The 18,371-nt window shown below is 40.1% G+C and carries 17 protein-coding genes and 1 pseudogene; 5 read left to right on the top strand and 13 right to left on the bottom strand.

Translation table 11 applies throughout. The annotated features are described in order from the left end of the window. Positions 1–356: 356 nt before the first annotated feature. The 3 genes from DQM55_RS01750 to DQM55_RS01740 all read left to right on the top strand — a co-directional run bounded on the left by DQM55_RS01750 (position 357) and on the right by DQM55_RS01740 (position 4,351). The gene (locus DQM55_RS01750; protein ID WP_111675289.1) at positions 357–1,718 is read left to right on the top strand and encodes an MFS transporter; all 1,362 of its coding nucleotides are present in this window, start codon (positions 357–359) and stop codon (positions 1,716–1,718) included. 114 nt (positions 1,719–1,832) lie between these two features. Next, complete coding sequence (pepF, locus tag DQM55_RS01745; protein ID WP_111675288.1) at positions 1,833–3,629, top strand: oligoendopeptidase F; 1,797 nt, start codon at positions 1,833–1,835, stop codon at positions 3,627–3,629. Positions 3,630–3,703: 74 nt separating this feature from the next. Beyond that, positions 3,704–4,351, top strand: a complete 648-nt coding sequence (locus DQM55_RS01740) for a hypothetical protein (RefSeq protein WP_111675287.1) — start codon at positions 3,704–3,706, stop codon at positions 4,349–4,351. 173 nt (positions 4,352–4,524) lie between these two features. Here DQM55_RS01740 and DQM55_RS01735 read toward each other — a convergent pair. From DQM55_RS01735 to DQM55_RS01715, 5 genes and pseudogenes are all read right to left on the bottom strand, one after another. Beyond that, positions 4,525–5,496: pseudogene (locus DQM55_RS01735) on the bottom strand (hypothetical protein). Positions 5,497–5,688: 192 nt separating this feature from the next. Then, positions 5,689–6,048 carry a hypothetical protein gene (locus DQM55_RS11785; RefSeq protein WP_111675286.1) on the bottom strand — a complete coding sequence of 120 codons (360 nt, stop codon included), beginning with the start codon at positions 6,046–6,048 and terminating at the stop codon, positions 5,689–5,691. A 208-nt stretch (positions 6,049–6,256) separates the two neighbouring features. Further along, positions 6,257–6,571, bottom strand: a complete 315-nt coding sequence (gene trxA, locus DQM55_RS01725) for a thioredoxin (RefSeq protein WP_111675285.1) — start codon at positions 6,569–6,571, stop codon at positions 6,257–6,259. 18 nt (positions 6,572–6,589) lie between these two features. Continuing rightward, on the bottom strand, positions 6,590–6,811 hold the full coding sequence (locus DQM55_RS01720) for a DUF4649 family protein (RefSeq protein WP_002899027.1): 222 nt from the start codon (positions 6,809–6,811) through the stop codon (positions 6,590–6,592). Between the two features lie 187 nt (positions 6,812–6,998). Beyond that, positions 6,999–7,412, bottom strand: a complete 414-nt coding sequence (locus tag DQM55_RS01715) for a YjdF family protein (protein ID WP_111675284.1) — start codon at positions 7,410–7,412, stop codon at positions 6,999–7,001. Positions 7,413–7,699: 287 nt separating this feature from the next. Here DQM55_RS01715 and DQM55_RS01710 point away from each other — a divergent pair, with 287 nt between their 5' ends. Further along, positions 7,700–8,626: an alpha/beta hydrolase family protein gene (locus DQM55_RS01710; protein WP_111675283.1), complete on the top strand. Its 927-nt coding sequence runs from the start codon at positions 7,700–7,702 to the stop codon at positions 8,624–8,626. Between the two features lie 500 nt (positions 8,627–9,126). Here the strand turns inward: DQM55_RS01710 and rpsO are convergent, their stop codons facing one another. The 8 genes from rpsO to DQM55_RS01670 all read right to left on the bottom strand — a co-directional run bounded on the left by rpsO (position 9,127) and on the right by DQM55_RS01670 (position 17,539). Beyond that, a complete protein-coding gene (gene rpsO / locus DQM55_RS01705) occupies positions 9,127–9,396 on the bottom strand; it encodes a 30S ribosomal protein S15 (RefSeq protein ID WP_004193424.1) in 270 nt (89 codons plus the stop codon). Between the two features lie 275 nt (positions 9,397–9,671). Further along, entirely contained in the window at positions 9,672–10,667 is a 996-nt protein-coding gene (locus DQM55_RS01700) for a hypothetical protein (protein ID WP_111675282.1), read from the bottom strand. A 320-nt stretch (positions 10,668–10,987) separates the two neighbouring features. Beyond that, positions 10,988–11,710 (bottom strand): transaldolase, encoded by a 723-nt coding sequence (locus DQM55_RS01695; RefSeq protein WP_111675281.1) that lies wholly within the window; start codon positions 11,708–11,710, stop codon positions 10,988–10,990. A gap of 8 nt (positions 11,711–11,718) precedes the next feature. After that, complete coding sequence (locus tag DQM55_RS01690) at positions 11,719–13,101, bottom strand: PTS ascorbate transporter subunit IIC (RefSeq protein WP_002926060.1); 1,383 nt, start codon at positions 13,099–13,101, stop codon at positions 11,719–11,721. 23 nt (positions 13,102–13,124) lie between these two features. After that, positions 13,125–13,406 carry a PTS sugar transporter subunit IIB gene (locus DQM55_RS01685; protein ID WP_032908242.1) on the bottom strand — a complete coding sequence of 94 codons (282 nt, stop codon included), beginning with the start codon at positions 13,404–13,406 and terminating at the stop codon, positions 13,125–13,127. Then, positions 13,399–15,450: a BglG family transcription antiterminator gene (locus tag DQM55_RS01680; protein WP_231909444.1), complete on the bottom strand. Its 2,052-nt coding sequence runs from the start codon at positions 15,448–15,450 to the stop codon at positions 13,399–13,401. Before DQM55_RS01680 ends, DQM55_RS01685 begins: the two co-directional genes overlap by 8 nt. Positions 15,451–15,629: 179 nt before the next feature. After that, positions 15,630–16,358: a pseudouridine synthase gene (locus DQM55_RS01675; RefSeq protein WP_111675279.1), complete on the bottom strand. Its 729-nt coding sequence runs from the start codon at positions 16,356–16,358 to the stop codon at positions 15,630–15,632. A gap of 11 nt (positions 16,359–16,369) precedes the next feature. After that, on the bottom strand, positions 16,370–17,539 hold the full coding sequence (locus DQM55_RS01670; RefSeq protein ID WP_111675278.1) for an MFS transporter: 1,170 nt from the start codon (positions 17,537–17,539) through the stop codon (positions 16,370–16,372). 193 nt (positions 17,540–17,732) lie between these two features. Between DQM55_RS01670 and def the strand changes: the two genes are divergently transcribed. Then, positions 17,733–18,365: a peptide deformylase gene (gene def, locus DQM55_RS01660; RefSeq protein ID WP_111675277.1), complete on the top strand. Its 633-nt coding sequence runs from the start codon at positions 17,733–17,735 to the stop codon at positions 18,363–18,365. Positions 18,366–18,371 lie beyond the last annotated feature (6 nt).

Below are 18,371 nucleotides of genomic sequence, written 5' to 3'. Positions count from 1 at the left end.
AGATCAAGATATTAAGACTTTAATCAACTCATAGGACATGTTCAGTTAGCACTGTGATTTTAAAATTATGGCCTTAATAGCTTATTATATCCTCATCTTTGTATCAAGCACGTACAGACCTTATTTTACCACAATTTCAGGCAAAAGAAAAAGGCTGGAAATGGCTTTTTTCTTAAAAAGTACTGAAAATCTATTTTTCTTTTCTATAGCTGATTATAGTTGACTATCGGAGTTCGTTTTTTCCCTTTCGATTCGTCAAATAAGATGGCGGTATAGCCACTATTCACTTTTCAAAGAGGATTTCTTGCTTTATAATAAAGACAGTGACTCATTTCAAACATGTAAAGGAGACAATCGTGCCAGATCATCAAACAGTTGAAAAGAAAGATTTTTTCTCGCTCCTTGCGACAGCCTTAGTTTGCTTTGCAGGCATCTTATCTGAAACCAGTATGAATGTAACCTTCCCGCATCTAAGTAAGGTCTTTGGGTTAGGATTGGGAACGCTACAATGGATTACGACAGGGTATTTACTAGCAGTGGCCATTACGATTACTTTAGGAGCTACCTTAGCCCACAATTGGAAAGAGAGAACCATCCTCTTTACCTCTTTGGCCAACTTTTGCTTAGGCACACTGATTGCCATGTTGGCTCCAAGCTTTCCTATCTTGATGGTAGGGAGAATCCTACAAGGAGGAGCTACCGGATTAGCCATTCCTCTGCTCTTTAACTTAATTGTTGAGCGTGTTCCTAAGCAAAAAATCGGAACCTACATGGGCTTGTCTGGGATGGTGGTCAGCCTAGCACCAGCAATTGGGCCGACTTACGGTGGTTTTATGATTAGTCGTTTTGACTGGCATATGATTTATACCTTTATTCTTCCTGTCCCAATCATTTCCTTTATTCTTGGCTTTTTCTTTTTAAGAAATTCCGAAAAGTCTAGGAAACGCGCCTTTGATCTCCTCTCATTTCTCCTCTTAGCAAGCTCACTCGTCTTTGCCATTGTAGCTATCTCTAGCTTAGAAGAAGGACATATCGATTGGCTCTATCTTGTTCTCTGCATAGTGCCACTAGCCTGCTTTATCTATCGGAGCTTGAAGATTGATCATCCATTCTTAGATATTCGGATTTTAAAGCAACCAACAGTCTTATTGGCTATTTTACCCTTCTTCATTTTTCAGTTTATCAACCTATCGGCTAATTTTCTGATTCCCAACTTCTTGGTCATAGAAAAAGACATTTCAACCGCTCAGGCAGGCTTTGCATTACTTCCAGGAACCATGCTTGGAGCCTTCCTCTCTCCTGTCTTTGGCAAACTCTATGATAGAAATGGTCCTAAACCAACCCTTTTTACAGGAAATTCACTTCTTTTCCTGGCTGTACTCTTACTCCTTATCTTTACAAAAGAACTCACCTTAACAGCTGTTATTGCGATTTATATTTGCTTTACCTTGGGGCGAAACATGGCCTTTAATAACACACTTGCCCTAGCAACGACTCAAGTTGATAAAGGAAAGACTGCAGATACGACTGCACTCTTTCAACTGGCCCAGACCTTTGCGGGTGCTATAGGTACTGCAGTAACGGCCGTCATCGCTAATCAAGCTCCCAATATGACAAAAGGAACTCAAAACGTCTTCACCCTTTTATTGGGCCTGGTTATCTTCGTATTCTTGTCTTATCTACTGCTTTTTAAAAGGATTGCAGCAAAGAAACTTTGACTTTTATCCTCAAGTGAAAAACATCTAAAAAATACTGACTTATCCTTCTCCCCCAAAGACATTTTGGGGGATTTTTTGCTATACTATTTCTATATACGACAAAAGGAGTAGACTATGGAACAAAAACATCGTTCTGAATTCCCGGAAAATGAACTCTGGGACCTAACAGCCCTTTACCAAGACCAAGAGGACTTCCTGCGAGCCATCGAAAAGGCCAGAGAGGACATCCAGAAATTCGTCCGTGATTATCAAGGCAAACTTAGCACTTTCGAAGATTTTGAACGGGCATTTGCTGAGTTAGAGCAGATTTATATCCAAATCAGCCACATCGGCAACTACGGTTTTATGCCACAGACCACTGACTATGGCGACGAGAGCTTTGCGCAGATTGCCCAAGCAGCCATGGAGTTTGAGACCGAGGCCAATGTCGCACTCAGCTTCTTTGACGACGCTCTGGTCGGTGCAGACGAGGCTGTCTTGGAGAAACTAGGCCAAGAGCCCCATTTGACCTCAGCCATTCGCCAGGCTAAAATCAAAAAAGCCCACTATCTAGGAGCAGATGTCGAAAAAGCCTTGACTAATCTAGGTGAGGTATTTTACAGTCCACAGGATATTTACACCAAGATGCGGGCTGGCGACTTTGCCATGGCTGACTTCGAAGTAGACGGTAAAGTTTACAAAAACAGCTTTGTCACCTATGAGAATTTCTATCAAAACCATGAAAATGCAGAAATCCGCGAAAAAGCTTTCCGCTCTTTCTCAGAAGGTCTTCGTCAGCATCAAAATACTGCCGCTGCTGCCTATCTAGCTCAGGTCAAGTCTGAAAAATTGCTGGCTGACATGAAAGGCTACGACTCTGTCTTTGACTACTTACTGGCAGAGCAAGAAGTTGATCGCTCTATGTTTGACCGGCAAATTGACTTGATTATGAGCGAATTTGCCCCAGTAGCTCAGAAATACCTCAAGCATGTCGCTAAGGTAAACGGACTTGAAAAAATGACCTTTGCCGACTGGAAACTGGACTTGGACAGCGAGCTCAATCCCGAAGTCAGCATTGATGACGCCTATGACCTCGTCATGAAGTCAGTCGAGCCACTCGGACAAGAGTATTGTCAAGAAGTTGCCCGCTACAAGGAAGAACGCTGGGTCGACTTTGCGGCCAATGCTGGAAAGGATTCTGGAGGCTATGCTGCGGATCCTTATCGGGTTCACCCTTATGTCCTCATGAGCTGGACTGGCCGCATGAGCGATGTCTATACTTTGATTCACGAAATCGGCCACTCCGGTCAGTTTATCTTCTCTGACAATCACCAAAGCTATTTCAACGCCCACATGTCCACCTACTATGTGGAAGCACCGTCTACCTTTAATGAGCTCCTGCTCAGTGATTATCTGGAGCACCAATTTGATAATCCTCGCCAAAAACGCTTTGCCCTGGCTCACCGTCTGACGGATACTTACTTCCACAACTTCATCACCCACTTGCTGGAAGCTGCCTTCCAACGCAAGGTCTATACTTTTATTGAAGAAGGCGGAACTTTCGGCGCAAGCAAACTCAACGCTATCATGAAAGAAGTCTTGACGGACTTCTGGGGCGATGCCGTTGAAATCGACGACGATGCTGCCTTAACTTGGATGCGCCAAGCCCACTACTACATGGGGCTGTACAGCTACACTTACTCCGCAGGATTGGTTATCTCTACCGCCGGCTACCTACATCTGAAAAATGACGAAAATGGTGCCCGTGACTGGCTTGAGCTACTCAAATCTGGCGGCAGCAAGACTCCGCTTGAGTCAGCTATGATTATTGGAGCAGATATTTCGACGGATAAACCACTCCGCGACACCATCCAGTTCTTGTCCGACACCGTTGATCAGATTATTGCTTACAGTAACGAGTTGGGGGAGTAGATACTTATTCCGTGAGGAATTCGTTGGTGAATATGTTAGACTAGTTAGTAAAAATCTATCAATGAGGAGATAACATGAAAAATAAGCCCCTACTAGTGGCTGTTGCAGTCTTGTCTTTAGTTAGTCTTGTTGCTTGTAGCAGTTCAAGGAAAGAGTCCAGTAAGTCATCATCTTCGGAATCTAGTTCCACTAGTGTTGTGAAAGAGACTACAGAATCGAGTAGTAAGGTAAAGGAAAAAATATCAGATAGTGATCAGAGTTCTGAAAAAACTAAACGAATCGGTTCAGCAGATTATGGATATGTCAGTATCCCGAGTGGCTGGAAAAAATATGAATATGTAGAAGGTGGAGATAACATCCAATACATAGATCAGAGTGGTACTAATGCTATTATTTTAAATGCCGCCAATAGAGAAAAAGCAAATGTAGATGAAGGAGAGGAATTTAGTGCTGAGATGATGGCTCAAAGATTTGAAAGTGCCATGAACGGAAAAAATAAAGTTGTTAAGGTTTCAAGATCTTCTGTTACTGTTGGAGGAAACGAAGCAATTCAAGTAAATATGAGCCTTAAATCAGGCAATTATACTATTCTCTGGACATTCCAAAAGGATGATAAGGTGTATATGATTTCGTGTGTTTGCGATGAAAAAACAATAGCTCAATTGACAACTTATGTCAAAGATACTTGGAGCTTTGATGGAACAGGTGCCGTGACGGATTAATGAAGAGTGTTAGGTAGTGAACCGCACCCCAAAAGTTAGATTTTTCCTGTCTAACTTTTGGGGTGCGGTACAAAACAGGTGCTTTTTTCATGCAATTTAGGAAGTTTTATCTACTCAATGTCCAACTAGTAGGAGATAAGAGTGCGCAGATAGCGAGGAGCTCTTACTAAAGGTTATTCAAATTTCTTTTTATTCGCTTCATTCGCTGGTGTCATATTGATTTGTAAAAGATTGGCAATATTTTCTTTGTCTATTGTAGCTTTTCCCTTACTATCTACCTTAATGGCAAGGTAATGGGTACTATTATCAAGATAATCCATCCCCTGTAAATCCACATAGTTATCTGCTTTAAAATCAAGAGCAGCTAATTGATAGACAAATCGAATATTCAATCCTTTGGCATAGTTGGTTTCGACAACCTTATTGTGTTCATCTACCATTCCTTGGAAGAATTATTTATAGTTATCATGATAAGAAGCCTTCACTTCATATTGATAAGTATCTACTGATGGAGCCTTGAATTGCAAATAAACCATGTCGCCATCTACCTTATAATCCTCAAGAGTATAGGCCCCAGCTTTTCCCAATGCATTGGTATTCACCTTGAAAAACATTGGTGCATACACCTTGATAGGGTAACTTTCTCCTTTGTATTTAAAGACCGTATCATTTGAAAAAGTTGAATAGCGTTCAGATAAGATAGGGATTAAAACCTCATTCCAAATTTTATTAAAAAATTCTTCTTGATTGCTTGTCCCTGTAGCTTTCAAAACCAAATCGAAGTTTTCTTGATTGACAAAGACAGCATCCACCAATTTAAGGGCCGCTTGAACCTTAGGGTCAGAAATTTCTTTTTTCTTCTTTTCAAGATTATCAGCTGCCTGTTTAACGCCATCTAAAGTTGTAGTGATTTCCTTGCCACTATTTGTTTCAACGTATGTTTTCTCATAGGAAACAGGGCCGACTTTTGCATTCCAGTCAAATGACGCAGCAGGGCCAGTTACATCCGTATTATGATAGGTTGAAGTCTCAGTGTTTTTTGGAGCTTCTGAATTATTTCTTCTAGTATTTGAGCGATTAAACGAACATCCAACTAATAAAGCTACTATAGCTACAAGGAAATAAAATCTAAATATCTTTCTCATGATATGCTCCTTTTCCAATTTATTTTAATGCCTACTATCTATTATATCATGATAACTTTTTTTGACGTGCCCGGAACAACAAGATTTTGATTTTCTGGTTTCTTTATCATATTTCTTACAGCAAATTGTTGAGACAATAAAGAATAAACAAAATCAGCTTGAAGATTTGCTTCAAGCTGATTTTTAAACAGTTTAATAAAAATAAAGAGACCCAAAAAAGCGGAGATAAAGTAAAATATAGGCACTAAAACAAGCGATAAATATAAACCATCTTGTCCAGTACTGTGATTTAGTATAACTCTTCATTCGCAACAGCCCGATGAAAAACCAGATCAGACTCCAAAACACTAGGCCTAATATCTGAGGGGCAAAATACGAAATTAAAAGCAAAACAGGGATCAACAAAGCCAATACTAATAAGATTCTTTTTTGTGTGATCTGCTCTCTAGGAATCATCCACCCTACAAAAAAACACAAAACTGCTGGGGCAACAAATGGTGTAAAAATCATAAAAACAAATAAAAGATGTTTTAGCAACTCAATAATAATCATCACCTCATTCCCATTATGTTTTAAATAATGCAGCTCTATAGCGCGATCCCGTTGGAAAAAATTTACCTCAACTTATTATACCTTAAAATATGCATTTTCAAACAAAAATTTTAAATTGACTCATTATTGTTATAATCGAAATAAAAAAGACCGCTCCAAACAAGAGCAGTCTCATTTTAAAACAGGCCTATATAACCGTCATCTTACTTTATGCCAACTCAGCCATAATGGCTTTAATCTGCTGGGCAGTATGAACACCCGCCACCTGCTTGACGACTTGACCGTCTTTTTTAAAGAGCAAGGTCGGGATAGACATGATGCCAAAAGTGCGTGCTGTAGCTGGATTTTCATCCACATCCATCTTGACAATCTTGAGCTCATCTTCAGAAAGTTCCTCTGAGAGCTTGTCAAGGATTGGCCCCTGCATCCGACAAGGTCCGCACCAAGTGGCCCAAAAGTCAATGAGCACTAATCCATCTTTTGTTTCTTGCTCAAATGTTGCATCTGTGATTACTTTTACCATTATTTTTCTCCTTTATTCTTAGTCAAACTTTGTCAAATCCTGCTTCATCAGGAAAAAGAAGACGTCCCCATAAGTGCCCTGGTAGTTCAAATCATGACCTTTATAAGTCAGTTTTTTAACTGGGTAATAATCTGCCACTCCAATCAAGCAGGCCTGCTGGGACTGCTCAAACTCCTGATAAGACTCAAAGGTCATCTTCCGCTCCTGCTTGACAGCATCCAAATATGTGATTTCAATCATAACTTCTCCTTTTCAAAACTACTCTTGTAATTTTTATTTTATGATTATATTGTAATCTCTTTTGTTACATCTGTCAAATAAAACGACTTGGAGAAATCAATTCACTTTTTAAGCCACTCACTGATTGCCTGACAAACAAAAAGCCTCCCTACGGAAGACTTTCCCATATAAATAAGAAAAACCAGGCTCAATGCCCCTTGTGCTTTTCCAATCGTTTTTGCTGTTTGAGTTCGAATTTCCTTTGCTTAGCCAGTTCTTTCTGCTGCTTACGCTTGACTCGATCGATTTTCTTTTGCTCTTCTAATTGCAGACTCAGCGCTTCCTGAGACTTTGAAGAACGTGAAGCCATCTGCTCTTTTTTAGCCTGTCTCTGCAGGCGTTTAGGACTGACCGACTTAGTCCTCTCCTTCACTCTGATGCTAGGACTAAACTGCAACCGATGATAATAACGGTTTAGAAAATCCAACAATTCCTGCGTGCTAGGCTCTGCACCAAAGGTGACTCGGCAAACTCTATAAGATTGAGCATGTTCCTGCTCGAAAAGACCATGCCAAAATCCCTCTTCAAAATAAACTGTCAGCGTCATTGAAATCTTATCCATGACAGCACCTCCTTTAAAAAATCCCTAAGAATGGACAACCAAGGAGGAAGGTTACTGACAAAAAATGGTTTTTGCGTCTGGACTACCAACCAGAACTGTGTTTTTATCTTAGTAGCTATAGTCTAGCAAGATTTTCTAAAAAATTCAAGATTATCAGAATCTCGCTTAGATAAGTGAATTGGATTTTCTTGTATGAAAGGCAGAAAAATCAAAAAACAAGAAAGCTCTCTTCTTGTAAAATACATTCATTTCCGCTATAATACTACAAATACTGAAAGGAGAGAACTATGAAGTATATTTGGACTTTCTTAGCAGTCTTGATCTTGACAGGACTGGCTCTGTTCTTCTGGCACTCCCAGACCAAACTGAACTCTACTCCTCCTAAGCTAGAAACCACACAAACAGCTTCTAGTGAGAAAAGCGAAAATCAACCGACTCCGACAGAGGACATTGTGTCCGAGGAATACAGCGTTTCATACGCTGACAAGCAGCTCTACGGAAAGATTACTGCTCCTTCTGACTACAAGAGTAAAAAATTGCCGACTATTGTTATCGCACATGGATTGAACAATACCCTTGAGCAATATGAAATGTACAGTCAGCTGCTGGCAAAGCAAGGTTATCTGGTTTACAGCTTTGATTTCTACGGCGGCAGCCGCCAATCGAAAAGCGGTGGACAGGATATGCTGAATATGTCGGTCAAGACCGAACTCACAGACTTGACTCAAGTCATGGAAAAGCTGAGTTCCGAGACCTTTGTAGATAAAAGCAAAATGAGCTTATTCGGTGCTAGCCAAGGCGGTGTCGTTGCCAGTCTCTATACTGCTGCTTATCCAGACCGCGTACACAAACTCCTGCTTATCTTTCCAGCTTTCGTTCTTTTCGATGATGCCAAAGAGACCTATCGTGAGCTAGGGAGTCCTGACTTCGACCAACTTCCTGATAGCCTGACACACCACAATACTACTCTGGGCAAGATTTATCTAATCGATGCCTTAGACATTGACATCCAAGCCGAACAGACCAAAATCACAGCTCCGACCCTTATTATCCATGGTACCGATGACGCAGTCGTGCCCTATCAGTATGCTGTCGAAGCAAGTCAGACCATTCCAAATGCAGAGCTGGTCACAGTAGAAGGTGGAGAGCATCGTATTGACGAAAGATTTGCTATCACTGCCGCTCCTGCAATCCAAAAATTCTTGAAAGAGTAAAGCCGCTGATAGAAAAAGTTCTTCTAAAATCATAGAAGAGCTTTTTGTTTGGAAACATTAGAAGAATTAGACCAGGAAATGATATTTGAATATCTTGAAATATACTAAGAGGAGCGATGAATAAAAATGCCTCCAAAACCAGAGAGCTAACTTGAGCTCAGGCTAAAATCCTAGTGAAAAAGAAAAACTACTCTTTAGTGGAGTAGTTTCAACTTTGTGTATTCAATTGAACATGGCTTAAGCGAGTTAACAAAACAAAAAAGCCCTCTGAAATCAGAGAACTAATTTGAGCTCGGACTAAAATTCTCGTGAAAAAGATGAAACTCCTTGTGTTCATCGAACACGATGTCGTTTCCCTATTTTCATACGGATTTTTGACGCCCTTAGCATCATGATTCTTGCTGGATAAAACGTTTATAAACTAGGCGACGAGGCGAAGATTGTACTAATGGTACATCGAGGCGAAGTCAACGAAGTATAGAAACGTTTTAGACGCAAGATTAGCGACGAAGTCCAAGAGAGTTGATCAACTCACGGTAACGGTTAACGTCGTTCTTACGAAGGTAAGCCAAGAGGTTACGACGGCGACCGATTTTCTTCATCAAACCACGGTAAGTAGCGTGGTCTTTTTTGTGTTGTTTGATGTGGTCGTTGAGGTGGTTGATTTCCCAAGTTAGGACAGCAACTTGTACCTCTACTGAACCAGTGTCACCTTCGTGACGTGCGTATTGTGCAATGATTTCATTTTTTTTCTCTTTTGAGATTGCCATGATATACTCCTTTTCTTTACGCTTCATCCGAGTGACAGGTTTGGCATGGCCTGCAACCAAGAAGAAGTTATTTGTCATTACGACATTCTTATTCTACCAAGAAGGACTACCTTTGTCAAATGATTCTACTCTATCTTCTTCCCATCTAAATTGTAATTTTTGCTAGATGGCCAAGCATAGGTGGCTATTCCCCAGCAAGCAAATAAAGAGATAATCCGCTCAGGATAGTCATAAAAAACCAGCCTCCTAGGACTGGTTAAAAAACTTTAGTTCATCTATCTTTCTAAACTTGCTCTGATTGTACCACCAGTATCAAGAATAAGTATTTTCTTACCATTTTGAACTACTACGAAATAATTGTTAGAATTGATATCAATGTAGATATCCTTATTACTTTGGACTTGATAGCCTTCTTCACTGACTGATTCTTTAATCATGGCAATCTTTTCCCCAACTTCTTTTTCACTCAGTTTCTCTTCTGGATTATCAGAAATCAATTTCGTATATTCTACAAAGGGATAGAGCCCCAATCTACTCGAATCACTAGAATTATATTCTTCATCACGATCGGATTCTATATTTACAATTCCAACATCAGAAATACTTACGTTCTTTGAATTTTCACTATTTTTATAACGAATTTTCCACTCACCAACAAATGCCTTAGGATACTGAACTTTATAAAATCGAAGACGCTTGATATACTGTGAGTCATTTGAACTATTGATACCTGAACGACTATCATAAATAATCATACTGCCATCATTTTGCAGAAGGTGGTAAATCTTGTTTTCGTCAATATAAGCAGAAAAGATAGCCTTGGTATTGAGTTTGAAATGCTTATCAAAATCAGCTAAGGTCTTAATTTTTGGATTGTTTTCTGCCTTAATAAATTTTTCAAAATCAGCCTTAGCTTTGTCTCCTTCAGCTAATTTTTCAATATCTTTTTTACCATTAAATAGCTTTTTCTTATCATTCAGTTCATAAACAAAAGAAATAGAGTCAGCTGGATTAATCCATACGCCATCAAGATCCGAAATCTTCGGTCCCATTCCAAATAGTACAAACACCAAAATTCCTAAGACTGTAACAGCGATTGAAATCCCCACTATAAGGTTACGGCGCTTGTTCTTAGCTTGAAGCATCGTTGTTGCTTTAGGAATTTCTTGAGTTACAAACTGCCCACTTGTCTTTGCCGCTTGAAACTCTTGAGCTGTTGGTTTTCGATGATAAGTAGCTTCAAACTGCGCAACCCACTCATTCTGATTCATAACATCCTCCTCTATAATGATTTTAACAGTGAATTCTCATTGCTAGCAAACTAACTATTTACTATCTTGAAATTTATTATACCATATATAATAACTAGTAAAACATTCACTAGTGAAAAAATTTATAACTTGGGCTAGCATTTGGTAGATTATAACCATATGAGATGCAAAAAAATAACTGTGAAGTACTATGTTATTTACAATTCAACCCCAAAGATTTCTAAAGAAAGTATCTCTGCCTCGGTCAAGGAAACAAATTAAAACCCCAGCACTACTTCATTAAGAACTGGGGTTTAAGGTTAGGATTTTAAAATATTTAATCAGTCATCTAAGATTTTAAAACCAAGACTAGTACTATCTTTCAAAAACATCTGAACTGTTTCTAGGGAATATTCTGTCAAATCTTTACCATTTAACGATAATTTTTGAATCAAATCTGAGGTACAGGTAATAATATCAACCCCTAACTCATCCGCTTGATAAATATTATAGGTTTCGCGCGGACTAGCCCACAACAACTCTACTCCGTCTTTTTGACGACAAATAGACAGTGCTTCTTTCATAATCGGCACAGGATCCACACCCGTATCTGCGATACGTCCAGCAAAAACTGACACTATCCCTGGAGTACCTGCCTTCAAAGCTCCAACTACCTCGCGAACTTGTTCAAGAGTGAAAATAGCTGTAGCATTGATTTTAACACCTTTTGCTGCTAGACGTTTCATTAAATCAACAGTTGATTCCCCTTTAGAATTTGTCACAGGTATTTTTACATAAACATTCTCTCCCAGTGAGGCTATTTTTTCTGCTTCTTTTTCCATTGTTTCAATGTCATCAGCAAACACTTCAAAAGAAACGTGAAATTCCTTAATATCCTTTAATACTTCTTTAGCGAATCCTATATAGCTGGTGATACCTGCTTTCTTCATTAAGCTAGGATTAGTGGTAAATCCCGATACCAAACCAGAATTTAGATCCTTTAGCATAGTTTCCAAAACTGCGCCATCTGAATAAACTTTAATAGATAATTTTCGTGCCATCATTCGCCCTCTTATTCTTCTTCGTCGCAAACATTATTCAGTGCTGTATCTGATCTGCTGAGGAAATTTGGTAAAAGCAATATAACAGCTAGAACTGCTACTATCACATAAATACCAACTTGACCAACAGAATCTCCTACACGACCTAACAAAATACCAAATACACCAAAGTCAAAATCACCAAAGGTCGTATTTGCAAAACCTAGTTCACCTAATACTGGCAAAACTGCTGCAGGTAAAAAGGCTAAGAATAGACCGTTTACAAAAGAACCTAAAACAGCTCCCTTGCGTCCTCCAGTTGCATTACCATAGATTCCCGCTGTTGCACCACAGAAAAAGTGAGGAACCATACCGGGAATAATCAGCACACCACCTATTGCTCCCAGAATGAACATGCCAATCAGTCCACCTAAAAAGCTAAAGGCAAAACCAATAATAACTGCTGTAGGCGCATAAGGGAAGAATACAGCACAGTCCACAGCTGGTACAGCATTCGGAATAAGCTTAGTAGCGATACCTTGAAAAGCAGGAATCAAATCAGCAAGTATCATCCGTACCCCTGCATATACAATAGCGACACCAACCGCAAAAGTTAGACCGCTGACGATAGCAAATATAAAAGGATTCTTACCAGCTGCTAACTCTTCAACTGTTTTAGGACTACGAATCAGACAAGCAATTGTTGCTATCAGATAAAAGATAACCATGACAATACCTGTTGATATAGTAGTATTGCGAAGAAAACTCCATTTTTCTGAAATTTTTAACTCCTCTGTACTGGTGCTGCCTTTTCCTACCTTAGATCCAATCCAGGCTGAGAGATAGTAACCCAGACTGCCAAAATGTCCCATTGCAATCTCGTCTCCGTCCGTTACCTGAAGAGTATATTTCTGTCCAATAGCTGGAGAAATAGCTGACCAAGCACCTAATATAAATCCTCCTACTGCAATCATGGCAGCTCCTTTAAAGCCAATTGCTCCTAAAACGGCTGACAATAAACAAGCCATAAAGAAACTATGATGCCCTGTTAAAAAGATGTATTTAAAGCGAGTAAAACGAGCAAATAATAAATTTAGCAATAAGCCAACAATGAGAATTGTCATCGTCTCAACACCCAGTATTTTCTGAGCAACTGATGTTACAGCTTCATTATTGGGAACAACACCTGTAATACCAAACCCTTTTTCAATCAAACTAGCTAAAGGAGATAAATTATTTTGAATAACTCCTGCTCCAGCGGCTAACATTAAATACCCTAGAATCGGCCCTAGTGTTCCAGTCAAAACTTTATGACTTGGAGTTCGAAGAGCTACTAAACCAACAAAAGCTATCAGTCCCATTAAAAAGGCTGGTTCACTTAAGATATTTTGAAACAGCGTGAGTATACCATTCATGGCTGAACCTCCATTCTTTCTTCTTATTGATTTCTCATTTCTTCTAATACAGGAACAAGGTCTGCTTCGATTTTTTTGCGATTTGTATAGCTCTTAACTATACAAACCTTTGTTCCCTCAGGAAAGATATCTTGAAATTCTTTCACTGTCACATATAGGTCCGCTCCCTTCCCGACCGCTGCATTAGAATCACAAGATTCCGCTTCTACTTCTATTCCTAAATCTTTGGCAATGGCTTCTACTTTCATCCGAAGAAGTAAGCTGCTGCCAATACCATTTCCACAAACTGTGACAATTTTAATCATCTTTTTCTCCATTCTTTATTGTTTCGGTAATGATTTCCATTATTTCATCTGGATTTTCTGCTGCAATTAACTGTTCTATGGACTCATCGTCATCTAAAATCATAGCAAGCTCTTGTAAAGCTTTCAAATGCGCAGTTGAATCAATGGCGGCAAGTACAAAAATCAACTGAACTTGTTTTTCCTCATCTCCTTTTACATCAAAATCAACTGGCTCTGCCACCTGCAGCAAGCTCATTCCTACCTTGTTTACCCCCAAATCAGGAGCAGCGTGAGGAACAGCGACTTTCGGTGCTAGTACAATATAGGCTCCTAACTTCTCCACAGAAGCAATCATTCCTTCAATATAAGACTGCTCAATATAATTTTCCCTCAGCAAAGGTGCAGCTGCCAAAGAAATAGCTTCTTTCCAATCCTTGACCTGATTAGTCTGTTGAATAAATTCTTTTTTTAATAATTCTGTCAAACCATATCCTCCTCTCGTCTGACCTTGTTGCCAGCCTATCAAGTAATTCGATAGTTCTCTCATTAGCTCAGGATAGTGATGAATCGTTGTATGTCGCTCTATAATTTCTATCAACCCGTCTAAGGAAATTCCTTGAGTTTCAATCCAAGAAAATTGACTGATGACTCTGCGTTTTAACATGGTCTTTTCAACAGCCTTCATAACAGGCTGCAGTATATAGACTGGTCTTTCTGATTCAAACGGAACTGTTGAAAAAGCAAGGTCATATTCTTCAATGTCTATCTTTTTAGCTTCATCAAGCTGGTGAACAGGCTTAAACATCATATTTGGAAAAAGATGCTTTAATTCCGCCTGAAGAATCAGGGAAGAACTCACTCCATTTGGACAGATACTCAAAGCCCTTAAAGTTTGTATACTATCTTTCTTATACTCTCCCTCTAAATATCCACCAAAATGAATCGTGAAGTAAGCTACCTCATCATCACTTAATAGTTTGCCTACGTATTCTTCTAAAGGAATAAGACTTCGTTTTACCAAATAGTAGAGTGAGCCAAAATCTGCTTTAATCTGTTCTTTCAATGGATTTATTAAAGGAATATCAAATAACAGGCGATAATACGCTGGATAAAGATGCGAGTATAAATTTTGACGAAATTGAGGAGATTGAGAAAAATCTGCTCCTGTATGAGCTTTGACCTGTTCTATTATATCTTCCATCAACTCAAATACCCTTTGGTCAGAAAAAACTTGAAGATTTCCTTCTGTACAACCTAGCAAGCGAGAAAAGATAAAATTCTTTTTGCCTGCCAACTCTGGGTAAGTTTGTAATAGTTCTTCACATAAATCAAACAAAGAATTTGTATATATCTCTCCTAAGACAATATCATCGTCAGGACATATTTTTAAACTCCCCGCTTTTAAAATAGCGATAAGACAGCTTACTTCTTTCGTTTTTTCAGACAAAAAATGAATGTTATACTTTTTTCCGAGTAAAACGAGTCTGTCTGCAACTTCCCCATCATTAAGCTCTAGACCACAATCTTCAAGCAAATATCGAAGTACCCAGCGCCCACTCGCTATTGACAAAAGCTCACTCAATGTCTTCTCTAATAGATAAATGAGCTTTTTTGTTTTTCCTGCTAAAAAATATCCCTGTTTACGAGTATAAGACAGTTCTATCTGATAAGAAAGTAAATGTTGCTTAAGCCTTTTTATATCCGACAGGACTGAATTTCTGCTCATCTGCAATAGATTCTGTAAATGCTGATTGGATACAAAGTGCTGAGCCAACAGAATGTAAAGCACAATCATTTCTAAGCGCTCTTCATGAAAAAGATAGTCACCTGTATGATGAGATATCTTTTCAAAAAGGCTATTCAAGGATACTGCCGGAGTTCTAATTCGTCCTCCTTTCACCTCAATAACTGGAAAATGAAAAGATTCTAAAACATCGTTAATTTTTTCAATTTGCAGAATAAGATATTTACGATTAATTTTTAGAAGTTTTTCCATTTCCTCAAGAGAAGAATCTGAATATTTGGATAAAAGCTGAAATTTTTCAATGAGCTCATTTGATAACACTTCTAGCCCTCCTATATTATTAGTATAAACAAAATAGTTAGCGTTTTCAATCAAAATTCAGTCCAATTGTCATCAGGAAATTATCAAAAGAATTGTGCCTAAGATATATAGTAATTTTTGAATACATCCCAAAAACGGCGTAAATTAAAACCCAGCACCTATTCATTAGGTGCTGGATTTTAAAGCTCGACTTTAAAAATTGTTAAACGTTCTAATTCATCAATAGTCAATCTCCGCCATTCTCCAAGAGCCAATGCAGGATCCAACTGTAGGGGCCCCATCGTGAGGCGCTGAAGATCCGTGACTTCTTTTCCGCAGGCAGCCACCATGCGCTTGACCTGGTGGAATTTACCTTCCGCTAGGGTAATTTCTACGAGAGAAGTCTCTTTTGCCTCATCCAGCTCTAAAATCTTGAGCTGAGCTGGCTGACAGGTGAAGTCTTTCAGTTCTATTCCTGCAGCAAATCGCTCTACATCTGCTTGCTCCATCAGGCCAGCCACTTGAGCTCGGTAGATTTTTTCTACGTGCTTTTTGGGTGACAACATGGCATGGGCTAGCTTGCCATTATTGGTCAGAAGGAGCAGGCCGTGGGTATCAATATCCAAGCGGCCGACAGGAAAGACTTCTTTCTGACGGGCAGTCTCATCCAGCAAGTCCAGAACCGTCTGATGACGGTCATCCTCTGTCGCCGAAATGACTCCCTGCGGCTTGTTGAGAAGGTAGTAGACGAATTTCTCATAAGTCAGCCTTTGGCCAGAAACGACAATGTCATCTGCTGCCTCATCAATCTGGGTCTTAGGTGATTTCTCTGCTCTGCCATTGACCAAAACCAGCCCTTTCTTTAGAAGCTGCTTGACCTGAGCACGTGAGCCCAGACCATTTTCTGCTAAAAATTTATCCAGACGCATCGTATAACCTCCTAACTTCCTGAAGCCATGCCGCTCTTTTCTTTGCTAAATCTTAGAACAAAGAGCGAGGTCAGAATCATAGCCATACCCAAAACGCTGAAGATAAAGGCTGGAGCATTGGAGAAGCTCCCGATGAAACTGAGGACAAATGTAGTGGCCGTTGCTCCGATACTGCAGCCTAAAATCACGATAGAAGTGGCTTGATTGAGTAGGTGGGCGGAAATGCGCTCGGATAGGGTGTAAAAAATGGTCGTCAGACCGACACTATAGACAAAGCCGGCGCTAATAGTAGCAAAGCTGAGTGACAAGAGATTTGGTGAGAAGCCAATAATAATCTGAGTCAGGCCAAAAACCAGACCAGAAAGCATCAGCAGTTTATCTCTAAAAAGACGGGTCAAACTGGCAAAGCTGATGCCCGCTGCAATCCCAATCAACTGCATCAAGGAAAGAATCATGCCTGCAGTTTGGGGTGTCCCCATGCCAGACTTCTCTACAATCCCCGGCACCCGCACATTGATGGCGATATAGGTCAGCACAATAACCCCCGCCACAAAGGCAAAAGCTAGACTTAACTGCCAATCCTGCTGGCTTAGCTTAGGAGTCGATTCAGACTGTTCTTGCTGCTTTTCAGAGACCTTGTCATAAGGGACAAAAAGCAGATAAAACGCTAAAACCACCAGTCCAAAGGTATAGACGAGAAAGGCAGCCTGCCAGCCGAGAGGAAGAAGTAGACTGACGCCAAAAGTCAAGAAAGCTGTCCCGACTACTTCTGCTGATCCCCTCAGTCCTAAAAGCCGAACGCGTTCCTGTCCCTTGTAGCGCTCGCTAACAATCGAGATAGCCTTGGCATTGAGCAGACCGATTCCCATCCCAAAGACAATCCGAGAGGCAAACATAAGCCAGTAAGACTGACTAAGTAGAGGAAGAAGCCCGCAAAGTGAAAAAATCAGAAGCCCACTCACAATCATCTGACGCTCTGTCAGGTATTTCTCAATGACTCTATTAAACAGCAACATCAGCATAATCCCAGCCGAAGGCAAGGAAACCAGAAGTTCTACCCAACTTTCTGGAATCTCCTTATAAAAAGCAAACATGGCCGACTGGGCACTGGAAATCGAAAAAGCCGTCGTCAGAATCAAAGAAAGCGAGAGGATACTCACCTTTTCCATCAATTTTTTCATTCTATTTTCCTTTAAAATTCACACTACCTCTATCATACAGTTTTTTGGGCCAAGACGCAATTTCTTTGTCAGGAATATTATGGGTCGCTGTGGCTTCATTTAAAATCAGGCACTACCAGCCAGTCAAAACCGCTCCCGCCTTTATTTCTTGGAGGTTTTATGTTATGATGAAGGATAGAAAAAGGAGAGAATCATGTCTGTGAGTGAAAAAACATCTGTTATTGAACGATTAACCAAACCAGCCCATTTAATTGATATGAAGGATATTATCCGCGAGGGCAATCCAACCCTGCGCGCTATCGCTGAGGAAGTCAGCTTCCCTCTATCAGACCAGGAAATCATTCTGGGCGAGAAGATGATGCAATTTCTCAAGCATTCCCAGGACCCAGTCATGGCAGAAAAAATGGGGCTGCGAGGCGGTGTTGGTCTAGCTGCTCCCCAGCTGGATATTTCCAAACGGCTCATCGCTGTTTTAGTTCCCAACCCTGAGGACGAAGAGGGAAATCCGCCTAAGGAAGCTTATAGCCTGCAAACACTGATGTACAATCCTAAGATTGTAGCCCATTCCGTTCAGGATGCGGCTTTAGCTGATGGTGAAGGCTGCCTATCAGTCGATCGAGAAGTACCGGGCTACGTAGTTCGGCATGCGCGAGTCACCGTGGATTACTTTGACAAGGACGGTCAAAAGCATCGTATCAAGCTCAAGGGCTATAACGCCATTGTTGTTCAGCATGAAATCGACCATATCAACGGCATCATGTTCTATGACCGCATCAATGAAAAAGACCCATTTGCAGTCAAAGACGGCATGTTGGTGATTGAGTAAATAACT

Origin of the sequence: Streptococcus sanguinis (assembly GCF_900475275.1) — a bacterium.
Classification (GTDB): Bacteria; Bacillota; Bacilli; order Lactobacillales; family Streptococcaceae; genus Streptococcus; species Streptococcus sanguinis_N.
Note: the sequence above shows the minus strand (reverse complement) of the source record. Positions and strands in the feature narration are given on the sequence as shown.